The following is a 14,134-nucleotide window of genomic DNA, read 5'->3' as shown; positions in this document are numbered from 1 at the left end:
GCCGCGAGGTGGCGGCCCGAGGCCACCGCGTCGCGTCACACCTTGCGCCACCGCGCCATCGCGAAGGAGAACACACCGAACAGGATCAGGCCCACGGCGACGAGCGCCAGCAGCCACGGACCCATCGGGGTACCCGCGAAGGAACGGAGCGTGTCGTCCATCCCCTTGGCCTTGTCGGGCTCGTACTCGACGGCGGCCCGCACGGCGAACACACCCGCCGCGGCGAACACGGCGCCCCGCGCGGTTCCGCCTCCGACACCCGTCACGTCGACGACCTGGCGGACCCTCTTCGACATCTCGCCGAGCTTCAGGTGCTTGTGGTACTTGCGCATGATGGCCCGTACGGCGATCCACACGCCGGCCGCGACGAGTCCCACGCCCACGGCGCCGACGATCCACTGGCCGCCGGGGAGGCCGAGCGCCTTGGCCGTGACGTCACGGGACTTCTTGTCACCGGCTCCGCTGCCGCGCGAACCGGCGGCGAAGGAGAGCACGGAGTAGGCGACGAACCCGTAGAAGACACACCGTCCGGCCGCCATCAGGCGCTTGGTCGGCTTGCCGCCGTCCTCGCCGGCGGAGCCGAAGACCGCCTCGGACAGCCGCCACAGCGCCATCCCGACGACTCCGATGCCAAGTGCCCACAACAGGACGGCACCGAAGGGCTTGGAGGCGATCTCCTGCAGGGCGCCACCGCGGTCCGCCTGGTGCCCGCTGCCGCCGAAGGCTATGCGCAGGGCGAGGACACCGACCAGGGCGTAGATCACGCCGCGCGCGGTCAGTCCCGCCCGGGCCGCGCCTTCGCGTGCCGTTCCGGTGGCCGCCCGGCGGGCGCCGACCTCGCCCTCGCGGGCCACCGCTCCGGCGTTCACGCGGACACCGCCTCGTGCGTCGCGCTCGTGTCCAGCAGCACCATCATCACAACCTCCATGTCACCGGTCGCCGCGCCCGACTCCTGCGGGGCGAAGGCGGCACCGGGGGCCTCCCGCTGACATCGCGTCGCGAGGTGGCCTCCCCGTGCCTCCATCGTCGGTTGCCCCGAAAGTTCCCCGGCAGACGCCGTTTTCCGTCCGGGATCATTACGGCGCCGAACCGTCCGGTCCGCGTCGGCGCGGGGACGGGCGTGGCCCGCGCGATCCGGTGGGCCGCTCGCGACGGCCCGCCGAGGGGCGGCGCAGGCCTCGCTCGCCCCGCCACCCGCCCAGGTCAACACGGTCCGTGAGCTATGTTGAGGTCTCGTGGGAGACGAAGGAGGCGCACCGGTGCCATCGCCGCAGCAGGCACGCGCACAGGCATCCGCGATCACCTCGGGCCGGACGGCACCCGAGGCGGGCGCGGCTCCCACGTCCCAGCTCAGGGAGCTGTTCGACGGTCCCCGACTCTCCCCCGGCCAGCGCAGGATCGCCCAGTACCTGATCGAGCACATCACCGAGGCGGCGTTCCTCTCGATCACCGATCTCGCCGAGCGGGTGGGTGTGAGCCAGCCGTCGGTGACCCGTTTCGCGGCGGCGGTGGGCTTCAGCGGTTACCCCGCGCTACGGGAGCGGCTCCAGGCGATCGCACTGAGCACCCTGGGCAGCACGCCGGGCACTCCGTCCGAGGTCACGAGCAACGAACTGCAGGCCGCGGTGGACGCCGAGATCGAGAACCTGGAGAACCTGCGGCGGGACTTCGCCGACCCCGACGAGGTGATCCGCGTCGGCCGGGCCCTGTCGGAGTCGACCCCGCTGACGGTCCTCGGGCTGCGGATCTCGGTCTCGCTCGCCGAGTACTTCACGTACGCCGCCCGCCGTATCCACCCGGACGTCCGGGTGGTGACGCGCGGCGGCTCGGTCGCCTACGACGCGCTGCTCCAGTCGCGGGAGGCCGGCGGCACCTGGGTGCTGGCCTTCGGGATGCCCCGGCACGCGCACGAGACGCTCACCGCCATGCGGGTCGCCCGCAGCGCGGGCCTCCAGGTGGCGCTGATCACCGACCTGGGACTCGGGCCGTTGGCCGACGAGGCGGACGTCACCTTCGCCACCGGGACCGGCTCCCGGCTCGTCTTCGACTCCTACGCGGCGCCCGTGGTGCTGTCGGCGGCCCTGCTACAGGCCATGACCGACGCGGATCCGGAGCGGACCCAGGGGCGCCTGGAGGAGTACGAGCAGGTCGCCGAGCAGCACCAGTTCTTCCTGAAGGACTGACCGCGTCGGCCCTGGCCGCCCTTCCCGTACCGGCTGTCACCACGGCATCACGGGATCAACCGGATCAAAGCGCGCATGAATGTTTTCATGTCCTTGCACATCCGGCGGTATATATAAATACTTCTTGCGGATCGCGACCCGGAGGCCTCCAGGTCACGACCCTGACCACCCGGGGCCGTCCGCTCCTACCCGCAACGGGTCCCGGGTGATCGAGCGGGACTCGCCTCGGCGAGACCCGTGGTGGCGGCCCCGGTCATCCCCTATGCCGGGGCCGCCCCAGAGTCCCCCGCCGACGTAACCCGGAAGCGATGAACATGGCCCTGACGTATTCACCGATCACCTCGGACTGGCCGTGCCAGGTCAAGACACCCGGCAGTTTCGACTGGGAGCGATCGGCGGTGAAATGGCTGCGCGAGCTGGTGCCGAGCCGCTACGCGAGCTATCCCGTCCTGCACAAGCACCCCGTGCTGCTCGCCCGCCACGCACAGCTCCAGGTGCAGCAGGAGATACGGGTCGCGCGCACCGCCCTGCAGACCGCCCGGTCCGAGCTGCCCGGCCTCGGCCTGCACGAGGGCGTCATCGAGCACACCATCAAGCTGTACGCAGCCGAGCTGATGCAGCTCCAGCACATCGCCCGGAGCATCCGCACGGTGTCGCAGGCCCTGGTGGACCACCCCCACCCGCGGCACTGAGCCCTCGGCGGAAGCGGGGAGCGTCGTGCGGATGGCCGAACCGGGTGCGATAGCCGGGGCGCGAGCGGGCACACGGAAGGCAGTCACATCCCGACGAGAGCCCTGGACGGACGCATGGATACGACCTCATGGACCGTGGTCATCATCGTCGCGGTCCTCGCGGCCGCCCTGCTCGGCGTGGCATTGGTCCTGCTGGGCCGCCTCATACGCACCCGACGCGATCTGCGGCGGGCCGGACTGCCCACGGGATCCAAGTGGGTGTTCTGGGGCGCCGTCCTCTATCTGGTGCTGCCGACCGACCTCGTGCCCGACCCCGTCTACCTGGACGACATCGGCGTCATGCTGCTCGCCCTGCGCTCGATGCGGTCGGCCGCCGCGCCCGTGGACCCTCTCGCCGAGCGCGGGAACCCCAAGGATCGGGCGGTCCGTTGAGCGTCTGACGGCCCGTGCCGCGCGTCCTCCGGGCGTGCGGCGCGGATCACCCGACCGACGGGCGGTGCCATGAGCGAGCTGGTTCCCGGGGGCAACACCCCCCTGCCGGGCGGTGCCCTGACACTCCGGGTGCCGGGCCCCTTCGACGTGTCCGCGCTCGTCACGGACACCGACGGCCAGGTGCGCGGCGACGGGGACTTCGTGTTCTACAACCAGACGTCGGCGCCCGGTGTCCGGCTCGACGGCGACCGGCTCACGGTGGACCCGGCGCGGCTGCGGCCGGGAGCGGACCGCGTCACGGTCGTCGTCAGCCCCGCCGACCCCGGGACGCCCCTCGGACGTCTGCCTTCCCCCGCCCTGCTGGTCAGCGCGTCGGACGGCCGCACGGTCGCCCGCTTCACCCCGCCCCGGCCCCAGGCGGAGACGGTGCTCCTCCTCGCCGAGCTGTACCGCCGCGGCACGGCGTGGAAGCTCCGCGCCCTCGGCCAGGGGTACGCGGACGGACTGGCCGGTGTCGCACGGGACTTCGGCATCGAGGTGACCGAGGACGCCGTTCCCCCCGCCGTGCCGACGAGCACTTCGCCGGCCACCGGACCGGCCGCAGGACGGGGGGCGGCGCCGGTCGGCCGGACCCCCACGCTCCTGGACCTCGGGCCGATCGGGGCGGGCGCCGGTTTCGGCCGGACGCCCGGCGGCGACGGCACCGGCACTCAAGGCTTCCTGGAGACCGCGAACTCGGCGCGGGCGGCGGCCGGTTCGCCGCCCGTCGTCCTCGACGCCCGGCTCATGTCGGCGGCGCGGGCCCACGCCACCGGCATGGCGGCCGGCGACCTGCTCAGCGCGGAGAGCCCGGACGGCGTCTCCGTCTACCAGCGCGTCGTCTCGTCCGGATACGCCTACCTGACCATCGGCGAGCACCTGGTCTCCGGCCCGCGCACCCCGCGCGAGTTCGTGGAGTACTGCCTGTCCTCGGAGCGGTCCCGGAGCACCCTGTGCGACCCCGGGTTCGAGGAGGCCGGCCTGGCCCATGTCGCCGACGCCCGCTCGGGCGACCTGTACTGGACCGCTCTGTGGGCACGGCCGTTCAGCCCCGCGGGCCTGGAGCGCACGGCCCGCGAGGTCATCGCGCTCACCAATACCGAGCGCACCGCCCACGGCCTGCCGCCGCTCTTCCCCGACACCCCGCTCACCGCCGCCGCCCAGGGCCACAGCACCGACATGGTGGCCCGCGACTTCTACGCCCACACCTCTCCGGAGGGCCGTCAGCCCTGGGACCGTGCCGCCGCCGCGGGCTCGAACCGCCGCACCATAGGGGAGAACATCGCCTGCGGTCAGCGCTCCCCCGCCGAGGTGGTCCTCGGCTGGATGAACAGCCCCGGCCATCGCGCCAACATCCTCAAGCGCGACTTCACCCACATAGGCGTCGGGCTCGCCGGCGGCGGGCGGGCCGGGACGTACTGGACGCAGCTCTTCGGCGGCTGACCCACAGTCAGCCCGGTCGGGCGCGCGTGGCGACCACCAGGACACCTCGCGTAGGCCGTCCGTCACCCGCGCCCCGACCGGCTGCTTTCCGCCAATCCACCGATTCCCGTCCACCGATTCCGGTTCACCGGCGGGCAATGCGACCCCCGCGCGGCTTCAGCGCGTACAGATGGTGACGACGCCCGCATCCGCGGCGCGGTCCGGGCCGGCGCGGCGAACCGGCAGACGGCACAGGGGAGAAGAATCAGATGGTCTCAGGAACGGTGGGTACGGGCGCGGCGTTGGGCGCGGTTCTGGTGTCCCTGCTGGCGGTCCCGGCCCAGGCCGTGACACCGGCGGACACGGACGGCGCGGGCGCCCGGCCGGTCACGGCGGCCGCGGTGGCGCCCGACGACGCGGGGCTGCGCGCCATTCTGCGCACGGCCCGCACGCAGGGCGCCCCCGGAGCGATGGCGAGAATCGACGACAACGGCACGGTGCACCGACTGGTCGAGGGAGTGGCCGACCGGGCCACCCGGCGGACCATCAGCACGAACGACCGCTTCCGCGTCGGCAGCATCACCAAGACCTTCTCCGCCGTCGTCCTCCTCCAGCTGGTCGACGAGGGCAAGCTGAAGCTCGACACGTCGGTCAACAGCTACCTGCCGGGGCTGCTGCCCGACAACCGCATCACCGTGCGGCACGTCCTGAGCCACCGCAGCGGTCTGTACGACTACACGAACGACCTGTTCGCGCGGACCGTCCCCGGCTTCGAGGCCGTCCGCACCAAGGTGTTCAGCTACCGGGACCTGGTGAAGCTGTCCCTCAAGAAGGCGCGCACGAACGCGCCCGGCGCCGCCTACTCGTACTCGAACACCAACTTCGTCGTCGCCGGCCTGCTGATCGAGAAGCTCACCGGGCACGGTGTCGCCGCCGAGTACAAGAAGCGGATCTTCACTCCGCTGGGCCTCGCCGACACCGTCTACGTCCATCCCGACGCCACGATCCCGGGCCGCCACGCCAACGGCTATCTCACGCCCGACGCGGCCGGCGGGACGTTGGTCGACTCCACCCGGCAGACCGCCTCCTGGGCGCAGAGCGCGGGCGCGATCATCTCCACCCCGCACGACCTGGACGTGTTCCTCTCCGCCCTGGCGCGCGGCAAGCTCATGTCCGCCGCCCAGCTGACGCAGATGAAGAAGTGGACGCAGGTCAACAGCAACACGGCCTACGGACTCGGGCTGCGCCGTCGTGACCTGTCGTGCGGGATCTCCGTGTACGGCCACACCGGCACCGTGCAGGGCTACTACTCGTACGCGTTTACCACGAAGGACGGCAAGCGCAGCCTCACCGCGCTCGCCAACACCTCCAACAACACCAAGGTGCTCAACACCATGTACCGCACCCTGGAACCGGCGTTCTGCGGCAAGGCCGCCGCCACGTCCGCGCTCCGCGGCGCCACGCGGGCCGTCACGCCCGACACGGCGCCCCTGGAGCGGCACGAGGACATCGCGCCCGACATCACCCGCGACTGAGCGCGCCGGAGTCCTCCCCGGTCTCGTCCTGTCCCTGGCTGTTCGGCCGCCGGTGGGCGGGCTGGTCCGGGGCGGGGCGCGTCCGTTGCGCCGGGATGGGCAGGCTGTGGGGCTTGTCGGCGTCGACGGTGAACGGCTCCCGGTAGTGGTGGATCTCCAGGGGTTCCCCGCTCGCGAGCGTGTAGGTGGCGACGTCCTGGTGGATCTCCACGCGCAGCCGGCGGCCGAGGAGTTCAAGGGAGAACGCGAGGCGGCTGAACCGCTCGGGCAGCCGGGGCGCGAACTCCAGGGTGTCGCCGTGGTGCCGCAGCCCGCCGAACCCGGCGACGAGCGCCATCCAGGTGCCGGCGAGCGAGGCGATGTGCAGCCCGTCGCGGGTGTTGTGCTCCAGGTCCTCCAGATCCATCAGCGCGGCCTCGACCAGGTAGTCGTAGGCGAGCCCCGGATGACCCGTCTCGGCGGCCATCACCGCCTGGCAGCAGGCGGACAGGGAGGAGTCCCGGACGGTGAGGGGCTCGTAGTAAGCGAAGTTGCGGACCTTGTGCTCGTCGTCGAAGAACGGGCTGCACTTGTACATGGCGAGCACCAGGTCGGCCTGCTTGACGACCTGCTTGCGGTAGATGTCGAAGTACGGGAAGTGCAGCATGAGCGGGTACTGGTCGGGCCGCGTGGCGGCGAAGTCCCAGCGCTGGTAGCGGGTGAAACCCGCATTCTGCTCGTGGACGCCGAGTTCGTCGTTGTACGGCACGTGCATCGCGTCGGCGGCGTCGCGCCAGGCGGCGCTCTCCTCCTCGTCGACGCCGAGTTCGGCGGCGCGTCGCGGGTGCCGCTCGACGACGTCCGCCGCGGCGAGGAGGTTCGCGCGGGCCATCAGGTTCGTGTACGTGTTGTCGTTCGCGACGGCGCTGTACTCGTCGGGGCCCGTCACCCCGTCGATGTGGAACCGGCCCTGGTGGTCGTGGTGGCCGAGCGAACGCCACAGCCGTGCCGTCTCGGTCAGCAGCTCGACGCCGGTGTCGCGTTCGAAGTGCGTGTCACCGGTGGTGGCGGTGTAGCGGACGACGGCGTCGGCGATGTCGGCGTTCACGTGGAACGCGGCGGTGCCGGCCGGCCAGTACGCGGAGCCCTCCGGGCCCGCTATGGTCCGCCAGGGGAACGCGGCTCCCCGCAGGCCGAGTTGGGCGGCCCGCTCGCGTGCGGCGGACAGGGTGCTCTGGCGCCAGCGCAGTGCCTCGGCGACGGCGTCGGGCGAGGTGTAGGTGAGCAGCGGCAGTACGAACGTCTCGGTGTCCCAGAAGGCGTGGCCGTCGTACCCGGAGCCGGTCAGGCCCTTCGCGGGGATGGCGCGCCGTTCGGCGCGGGCGCCCGCCTGCAGGACGTGGAAGAGCGCGAAGCGGACGGCCTGCTGGATCTCCTCGTCGCCGTCCACCTCGACGTCGGCGCGCGCCCAGAAGTCGTCCAGGTAGGCGCGCTGTTCGTCGACGAGTCCCTGCCATCCGTCGTGCTGGGCGGCGGCGAGCGCGGCGTCGACCTGGTCGCTCACGGCGGGCAGGGAGCGGTTGCCCGACCAGCCGTGGGCGACGAGTTTCTCGACGCGCAGGGTCTGGCCCGGTTCGAGGACGGAGGTGACCGTGAGGCGGGCGAGGTCGTCGCTGCTCTCGCTGGTCATGGTGGTCCGGTCGGGCCCCTTGACCGCGTGGTCGGCCGCCGCGGCGACACGCAGGGCGCTGTGCCGGGTGCGGTGCACGAGCCGCAGCCTGCGGCCCGTCGCGAAGTGCTCCTCGGCCTCCAGCGGCGACTCCAGCGCGATCGCGGCGCGCGGGTCCCCGGAGCGGCCGGGCAACTGCTCGTTGGCCACCAGTTCGGACTGCACCACCACTCGGGTGCGGCTGTCGAGGGGCTCCACCTCGTAGGCGACGGCGGCGATCGCCCGCTGGGTGAAGGACACGAGCCGGGTGGAGCGCACCCGGACCGTGGAACCGGCCGGCGACGTCCACTCGCAGGTCCGGGTGAGCAGACCGCTGCGCAGGTCGAGCACGCGCTCGTGGGAGCGCAGCTGCCCGTACCGCAGGTCGAACGGCTCGTCGTCCACGAGCAGCCGGATCAGCTTGCCGTTGGTGACGTTGATGACGGTCTGCCCGGACTCCGGATAGCCGTATCCCGCCTCCGCGTAGGGCAGCGGATGCACTTCGTGGACGCCGTTGAGGTAGGACCCGGGCAGGCCGTGGGGTTCGCCCTCGTCGAGGTTGCCGCGCCAGCCGACGTGGCCGTTGGCGAGGGCGAACACGGACTCGCTCTGCGGCAGCAGCCGCAGGTGCAGGTCGCTCTCGCGCAGCGTCCAGGGCTCGACGCCGTACGACGTGTGCGTGATCACGCCTCCTCCGGCAGCTCGGACAGGTCCCGTACGACGATGTCGGCGCCGTGGTCGCGCAGTGCGTCGCCTTGGCCGACCCGGTCGACACCGACGACGTACCCGAAGTGGCCCGAGCGGCCGGCGTCCATGCCGGCCAGCGCGTCCTCGAAGACGGCGGCCGCGGAGGGGTCGGCGCCGAGGTCGTGGGCGGCGGCCAGGAACGTGTCCGGGCGTGGCTTGCCCGGCAGTCGTCGTTCGGCGGCGACGACACCGTCGATCCGTACGTCGAACAGGTCCTCGGCGCCCACCGAGCGCAGGATGTCCTGGCAGTTGGCGCTGGAGGAGACGACCGCGGTGCGCAGACCCCGCGCCCGGACGGCCTCGATGTAGCGGAGCGTGCCGTCGTAGGCCTCGACCCCGTCGGTGCGGATCATGTCGAGCAGCAGGTCGTTCTTTCGGTTGCCCAGCCCGTGGACGGTGACGCGGTCCGGCGGGTCGTCCGGGGTGCCCTCGGGGATCTCGATGCCACGTGAGGAGAGGAAGGTGCGCACGCCGTCGGCGCGCTGCAGCCCGTCCACGTATTCCGCGTAGTCGTGGTCCTTGTCGAAGGGCCGGAAGTCCGCTCCGTCGCGGTCCCGCAGGAAGTCGTCGAACGTCCGCTTCCAGGCGGCCGCGTGGACCACGGCGGTCTTGGTGATGACGCCGTCGAGGTCGAAGAGGCACGCCAGGATCTGTTTCGGCAGGCCGAGCTCAGTCATACCCACAGTGTTCCCCCGGTTTCCGGGTCCAGCGGGTGTCGAGCGCCACACGACTCGCTGTCGGCTTCGCGACACTCCGCGACGGCCGTCACGGAGTGTCGTCCGGGAACGAGTGGTGCTCGTGGGCGACGCTCCAACGCCCCTGCTCCTTACGGAGTCCGACGGTCAGGCGCAGCCTCATGTCGGGCTTCTCCGCGAACTCCTCCGGTGTGCCGCAGCGCAGCAGGGCGTACGCGTACGCCACCTCGTCGCCGGCGACGATGTCGAGGGACTCGACGGTGAACGACGCCCCCTGGGCCTGCCAGGCGAAGAACGGCGGCCAGGTCTCCCGGTACGCGTCGAGGCCACGGACGCCTTCGTGGGGCGGCGGCACGTCGTACATCACGATGTCCGGCGTGTGGTCGGCGAGGACGCCGTCGAGGTCGCCCTCGTGGACGGCGGCGGCCCAGCGTTCGACGAGGGCGCGGATCTGCTGTTCGTCCTGGTTCATGGTGCATCCCTGCCCCGTTCGGCACGGGACTTCCCCCGTGTCCCCCGAGGCCGATACTGGAGGGCATGGACATCGCCTCCCTCCGGCCCCTGTCGGGGCGCGCATGACCTTCGACGACCTGGTGGAGCGGGCCGCCTCGCTGGTGCGGCCCGGTCGGCGCGCCCTCCTCGGCATCGCGGGCGGTCCCGGCTCGGGCAAGTCGACGCTCGCGGAGCGGCTGGTACGGCGGCTCGACGCGACGGGGGCCTTCGGGGTCGCCCACGTGCCGATGGACGGGTTCCATCTCGCGGACGCCGAGCTGGACCGGCTCGGCCGGCGGGACCGCAAGGGCGCCCCGGACACCTTCGACGCGGCCGGGTACGCGGCGCTGCTGCGCCGGCTGCGCGCGGACGAGGAGGAGGACCTGGTGTACGCGCCGGGTTTCGAGCGCGTCCTCGAGCAGCCCCTGGCCGGTGCCGTTCCGGTCCCCCGGTCCGCCCGGCTGATCGTCACCGAGGGAAACTACCTGCTGCTCCGGGACAGGGCCTGGGCGCGGGCGCGCGAGCAGCTCGACGAGGTGTGGTTCTGCGAGCTGGAGGACGCCGAGCGCGTCCGGCGACTGGTGGCGCGCCACGAGGAGTTCGGCAAGGACCACGAGACGGCGGTGGCGTGGGTGCTCGGCCCCGATCAGCGCAACGCCGAACTGATCGCCGCGACACGGGACCGCGCCGACCTGATCGTGGACACCGCGGCCCTGGCATGGTCGCGCGCGGCGGACGAGCCGCGCTCGCGGGCGGAGGGGGAAAGCGGCGTCACCCGGTGACGGACACGCAGCCCGCACGGGACGGCGTTCACCGCAGCGTCGTCCGGGACTCCAGGTCGGCCCGCGTGTCGTCGCCGTAGACGCCGGACTCGTCGCCGCGGATGCCGTACCAGAGCTGGAAGCGGGCCACCGCGTCGGCGAGCGGGGCGTCGAAGGTCCCGTCGGTGCTGCCGTGGTCGTACACGTTCGGGATCCGGAGCAGGCGTTGCTGGAGTGCCGACACCTCCGGGCCGCTGTCGCCCTGCCGGAGTGTCCCCGCGCCGTCCGGGTCCGCCGCGTCGGAGGCCGCGCGGCCGGCGGGTGCCGTCGAGGACCGGGCACCGGCTCCGGCCCGGGACGCGTCGTCCTCGTACACGCCCGACAGCAGGAGCGCGAGGGCGATCCCGGTCAGGGCCGCCGCGGTGACACCGACCGCGAGGGCGGTGCGGGGTCGGATCCGGCCACGCGTCCGCGACCGCGCCGCCGGGACCGCTGCCAGTTCCTCGGTGTCGTCGTCCTCGGAGGGCGGCAGCGTGCGCCGCGCGGGCAGGGGCACCGACTCGTAGCCCTCGTCGGCGTCCCGTCCTTCGTCGTCCTCGCGCACCTGCCGGACCAGTTCCGCAAGGGCCTCGGTGCGGCGGCGGCGCTGGATGTGGGTGGGTTCGATGGCGGAGCGGCCGGTGGATCGCCCGCGTTCGGCTGGTGTCGGCACACTGCTCCCCTTCCGTGCGCGTGGTCTGGGGCCGTCTGCGGGGAGTGATACGCGAGCGCGGCGCGAAGCGTTCAGCCGCCGGAAGCACGCATCCCGGGAAACGATCGATACGGTCAATTCGGTAAGGGTTGTTGAGCGTTTGAACGTAGGCGTGCTAGAAACCGCCGTCATGACGACTCGTTGGTCACGCCGTGGTTTTCTCGCCGCAAGCAGCGGCACCGCTCTCGCGCTCGGGGCGCACAGCGCCGCCGCCGCACCCGCCGCTCCCTCCGCGAGAGCGGGTTCCCTCGCGACGGCCGAGGCCGCGGACGAGTTCGCGACGCTGCGTGCCAAGTGGCGCACCCTGATCCTGGGCGAGGGGTTCAGCCCGACCGCCGAACCGTTCAAGAGCCGGCTCGCCGACCTCGGCACCACCGCGAGCGGACTGCGGTCCACGATGGCGCCGGCCACCGGCTCGCTCTGGCCCGACCTCGTCTACGCCGACCCGGACCCCGACACCGACCAGGAGTCCTACGGTTTCTCCGGCAACCTGAACACCAGCTACACCCGGCTCGCCACGCTCGCGCAGGCCTACTCCCAGCAGGGCACCGGGCTGACCGGCGACAGCGCCGTGCGCGACGCGATCCTCACCGGCCTCGACCACCTCCACGACGACGTCTACAACGCCACCCAGGTCCGCTACGGCAACTGGTACAGCTGGCAGATCGGCGCACCGCAGGCGCTGCTCGACGTGTGCGTGCTGATGTACGACCAGTTGTCGGCCACGCGGATCAGCGGGTACCTCGCCGCGGTGGACCACTTCGTGCCGGACTCCGCGGTCGCCGCGTACACGGGGACGAGCACCGGCGCCAACCGGGTCGACCTGTGCCGGGTGCTGGCCCTGCGCGGGGTCGTCGGCGCGAACGCCGCGAAGATCGCGCTGGCCCGGGACGCCCTCTCCCCCGTGTTCCCGTACGTGGCTTCGGGGGACGGGCTGTACACGGACGGTTCGTTCATCCAGCACACCACCGTCCCCTACACCGGGTCGTACGGTTCGGTGATGCTCGGCGGACTCGGGATGCTGTTCGCTCTGCTGGCCGGCTCCACGTGGGCGGTCACCGACGCGGGCCGGCAGATCGTGTTCGACGCCGTGGAGAAGGCGTGGGCGCCCTTCCTCTACAACGGCCTGGTGATGGACGGCGTGTCCGGCCGGGCCATCAGCCGCGGGGTGTCCGCATCGGACGCGCAGCACGTCCAGCAGGACGACCACCTGCGCGGCCACCCGATCCTCGCCTCGATCGTGCTGCTCGGGCAGGGCGCGAGCAGCACGGAGAACGCGCGCTGGCGCGGTCTGGTCAAGGGCTGGATGCAGCGCGACTACTACAGCCCGCCCCTGAGCAACCCCTCCCTCGGCCTGACAGGTCTGGCCCGGCTCAAGGGCGTTTTGGACGACACCTCGGTGTCGGCGATCGCCGAGCCGACCGGGCACCGGCTGTTCACCAACATGGCCCGGGCCACCCACCGGCGCCCCGGCTGGGCCGCGTCGATCAGCATGGCGGACCGTCGGATCACCTACTACGAGACGGGCAACGGCGAGAACCTGCGCGGCTGGCACACCGGTTCCGGAATGCTCTACTGGTGGGGCGACACCTACGCCAACGGCCAGTACAGCGACGCCTTCTGGCCCACCGTCGACCCGTACCGGCTGCCCGGTGTCACCGCCTCCCGCAAGGCGCTCGCCGACGGGGCCGGCGGGGACTGGGGCGCGTCCCTGCCGGACGTGAACTGGGTCGGCGGCGCGACGGACGGACAGCGGGCCGCGATCGGCCAGTACCTGAAAGGACTTCAGAGCACGCTGCTGGCGAAGAAGTCGTGGTTCTGTCTCGACGACGCGATCGTCTGCCTGGGCGCGGGCATCTCCTGCACGGACGGTGCGGCGGTGGAGTCGACGGTCGAGAACCGCAACCTCGGGCCCACCGGCAGTTCCGCGTTCACCGTCAACGGCACGGTCAAGCCGGCCACCTACCCCTGGTCGGCGACGCTGTCCGGCACCTCGTGGGCCCACATCGCCGGCCACGGCGGCTACGTCTTCCCCGGTGGCGCGACCGTCAAGGCGCTGCGCGAGGCCCGGGACGGCAGGTGGAGCGACATCAACAGGACCAGCTCCACGACCGTCGTGAACCGCAAGTACCTGACCCTGTACGTGGATCACGGCACCGCGCCCACGGCCGCCACGTACGCCTACGTGCTCATGCCGGGTGCGTCCGTCGCCCAGACGCAGGCCAGGGCGGCGGCCACGACCTGGCTGACCGTGCTCGCCAACACCGACGACCAGCAGGGCGTCAGCGTCCCCTCACTGGGCTTCACCGGGGTGAACTTCTGGTTCGCGGGCACGGTGGGCACCCTCACGGCGAGCAAGCCGTGTTCGGTGATGATCAGCGAGAAGGGCGACGGCACCGCGGTCGTCTGCGTCAGCGACCCGATGCGCGCGCAGACCGGCCTCACCCTCACCTGGAACAGGGCGGTGGCCTCGGTGACGTCGAAGCCCTTGACCGTCACCTCGGCGACGACCGGTTCCGCGCTCACGCTCACCTTCGGCGACCTCGGCGCGACCACGGGCGTCACCCAGAAGATCACCGTCAGGCTGGGCTGAGCGCGAGGAGCCCCGGCCCCGCGCACGGCGGGCCCGGGGTTCCCTCAAACGCTCCCTCAGGGCGCGAGAACCACCGAGGGCCGCGCGTCCGGGGCTCCGGTCGTC

Annotated in this window: 13 protein-coding genes; 7 read left to right on the top strand and 6 right to left on the bottom strand. The window is 72.1% G+C overall.

The annotated features are described in order from the left end of the window. Positions 1-35: 35 nt before the first annotated feature. Together AB0C62_RS14100 and AB0C62_RS14095 are read right to left on the bottom strand one after the other, a co-directional pair. Positions 36-869 carry a DUF1206 domain-containing protein gene (locus AB0C62_RS14100; protein ID WP_362972764.1) on the bottom strand — a complete coding sequence of 278 codons (834 nt, stop codon included), beginning with the start codon at positions 867-869 and terminating at the stop codon, positions 36-38. Continuing rightward, positions 866-1,024 carry a hypothetical protein gene (locus tag AB0C62_RS14095; protein ID WP_362972762.1) on the bottom strand — a complete coding sequence of 53 codons (159 nt, stop codon included), beginning with the start codon at positions 1,022-1,024 and terminating at the stop codon, positions 866-868. The genes AB0C62_RS14100 and AB0C62_RS14095 overlap by 4 nt, the downstream gene beginning before the upstream one ends. 235 nt (positions 1,025-1,259) lie before the next feature. On the opposite strand from AB0C62_RS14095, the gene AB0C62_RS14090 reads away from it, so the two are divergent. From AB0C62_RS14090 to AB0C62_RS14070, 5 genes are all read left to right on the top strand, one after another. Then, positions 1,260-2,183, top strand: coding sequence for a MurR/RpiR family transcriptional regulator (locus AB0C62_RS14090; RefSeq protein ID WP_362972760.1), 924 nt, complete (start codon positions 1,260-1,262; stop codon positions 2,181-2,183). Between the two features lie 308 nt (positions 2,184-2,491). Next, positions 2,492-2,875, top strand: coding sequence for a hypothetical protein (locus AB0C62_RS14085; protein WP_081220728.1), 384 nt, complete (start codon positions 2,492-2,494; stop codon positions 2,873-2,875). 114 nt (positions 2,876-2,989) lie between these two features. Then, entirely contained in the window at positions 2,990-3,307 is a 318-nt protein-coding gene (locus AB0C62_RS14080) for a YkvA family protein (RefSeq protein ID WP_362972758.1), read from the top strand. Between the two features lie 69 nt (positions 3,308-3,376). Then, positions 3,377-4,789, top strand: coding sequence for a CAP domain-containing protein (locus tag AB0C62_RS14075; RefSeq protein WP_362972756.1), 1,413 nt, complete (start codon positions 3,377-3,379; stop codon positions 4,787-4,789). Between the two features lie 248 nt (positions 4,790-5,037). Next, entirely contained in the window at positions 5,038-6,303 is a 1,266-nt protein-coding gene (locus AB0C62_RS14070; protein WP_362972754.1) for a serine hydrolase domain-containing protein, read from the top strand. On the opposite strand, the gene AB0C62_RS14065 is transcribed toward AB0C62_RS14070, so the two are convergent. The 3 genes from AB0C62_RS14065 to AB0C62_RS14055 form a co-directional block, all read right to left on the bottom strand. After that, positions 6,290-8,677, bottom strand: coding sequence for a glycosyl hydrolase family 65 protein (locus tag AB0C62_RS14065; RefSeq protein ID WP_362972752.1), 2,388 nt, complete (start codon positions 8,675-8,677; stop codon positions 6,290-6,292). The genes AB0C62_RS14070 and AB0C62_RS14065 overlap by 14 nt on opposite strands. Continuing rightward, entirely contained in the window at positions 8,674-9,414 is a 741-nt protein-coding gene (locus tag AB0C62_RS14060) for a beta-phosphoglucomutase family hydrolase (RefSeq protein WP_362972750.1), read from the bottom strand. The genes AB0C62_RS14065 and AB0C62_RS14060 overlap by 4 nt, the downstream gene beginning before the upstream one ends. 88 nt (positions 9,415-9,502) lie before the next feature. Further along, the gene (locus AB0C62_RS14055; protein WP_362972748.1) at positions 9,503-9,904 is read right to left on the bottom strand and encodes an SgcJ/EcaC family oxidoreductase; all 402 of its coding nucleotides are present in this window, start codon (positions 9,902-9,904) and stop codon (positions 9,503-9,505) included. 103 nt (positions 9,905-10,007) lie between these two features. Here AB0C62_RS14055 and AB0C62_RS14050 point away from each other — a divergent pair, with 103 nt between their 5' ends. Next, positions 10,008-10,706, top strand: a complete 699-nt coding sequence (locus AB0C62_RS14050) for a nucleoside/nucleotide kinase family protein (protein WP_362972746.1) — start codon at positions 10,008-10,010, stop codon at positions 10,704-10,706. 28 nt (positions 10,707-10,734) lie between these two features. Here AB0C62_RS14050 and AB0C62_RS14045 read toward each other — a convergent pair whose 3' ends face one another. Beyond that, complete coding sequence (locus AB0C62_RS14045; protein ID WP_362972744.1) at positions 10,735-11,397, bottom strand: peptidoglycan-binding domain-containing protein; 663 nt, start codon at positions 11,395-11,397, stop codon at positions 10,735-10,737. Between the two features lie 169 nt (positions 11,398-11,566). Between AB0C62_RS14045 and AB0C62_RS14040 the strand changes: the two genes are divergently transcribed. Continuing rightward, positions 11,567-14,029, top strand: coding sequence for a polysaccharide lyase 8 family protein (locus AB0C62_RS14040; protein WP_362972742.1), 2,463 nt, complete (start codon positions 11,567-11,569; stop codon positions 14,027-14,029). Positions 14,030-14,134 lie beyond the last annotated feature (105 nt).

Source organism: Streptomyces sp. NPDC048643 (genome assembly GCF_040650615.1).
Lineage (GTDB): Bacteria > Actinomycetota > Actinomycetes > Streptomycetales > Streptomycetaceae > Streptomyces.
The sequence above is the reverse complement of the archived record's forward strand: the minus strand, read 5'-3'. Positions and strand labels throughout refer to the sequence as shown.

Bases quoted from the DNA above. Each gene is read 5' to 3' on its own strand.
- AB0C62_RS14095 (WP_362972762.1), bottom strand. From the start codon at position 1,024: ATGGAGGCACGGGGAGGCCACCTCGCGACGCGATGTCAGCGGGAGGCC.
- AB0C62_RS14085 (WP_081220728.1), top strand. From the start codon at position 2,492: ATGAACATGGCCCTGACGTATTCACCGATCACCTCGGACTGGCCGTGC.
- AB0C62_RS14080 (WP_362972758.1), top strand. From the start codon at position 2,990: ATGGATACGACCTCATGGACCGTGGTCATCATCGTCGCGGTCCTCGCG.
- AB0C62_RS14075 (WP_362972756.1), top strand. From the start codon at position 3,377: ATGAGCGAGCTGGTTCCCGGGGGCAACACCCCCCTGCCGGGCGGTGCC.
- AB0C62_RS14070 (WP_362972754.1), top strand. From the start codon at position 5,038: ATGGTCTCAGGAACGGTGGGTACGGGCGCGGCGTTGGGCGCGGTTCTG.
- AB0C62_RS14060 (WP_362972750.1), bottom strand. From the start codon at position 9,414: ATGACTGAGCTCGGCCTGCCGAAACAGATCCTGGCGTGCCTCTTCGAC.
- AB0C62_RS14055 (WP_362972748.1), bottom strand. From the start codon at position 9,904: ATGAACCAGGACGAACAGCAGATCCGCGCCCTCGTCGAACGCTGGGCC.
- AB0C62_RS14050 (WP_362972746.1), top strand. From the start codon at position 10,008: ATGACCTTCGACGACCTGGTGGAGCGGGCCGCCTCGCTGGTGCGGCCC.
- AB0C62_RS14040 (WP_362972742.1), top strand. From the start codon at position 11,567: ATGACGACTCGTTGGTCACGCCGTGGTTTTCTCGCCGCAAGCAGCGGC.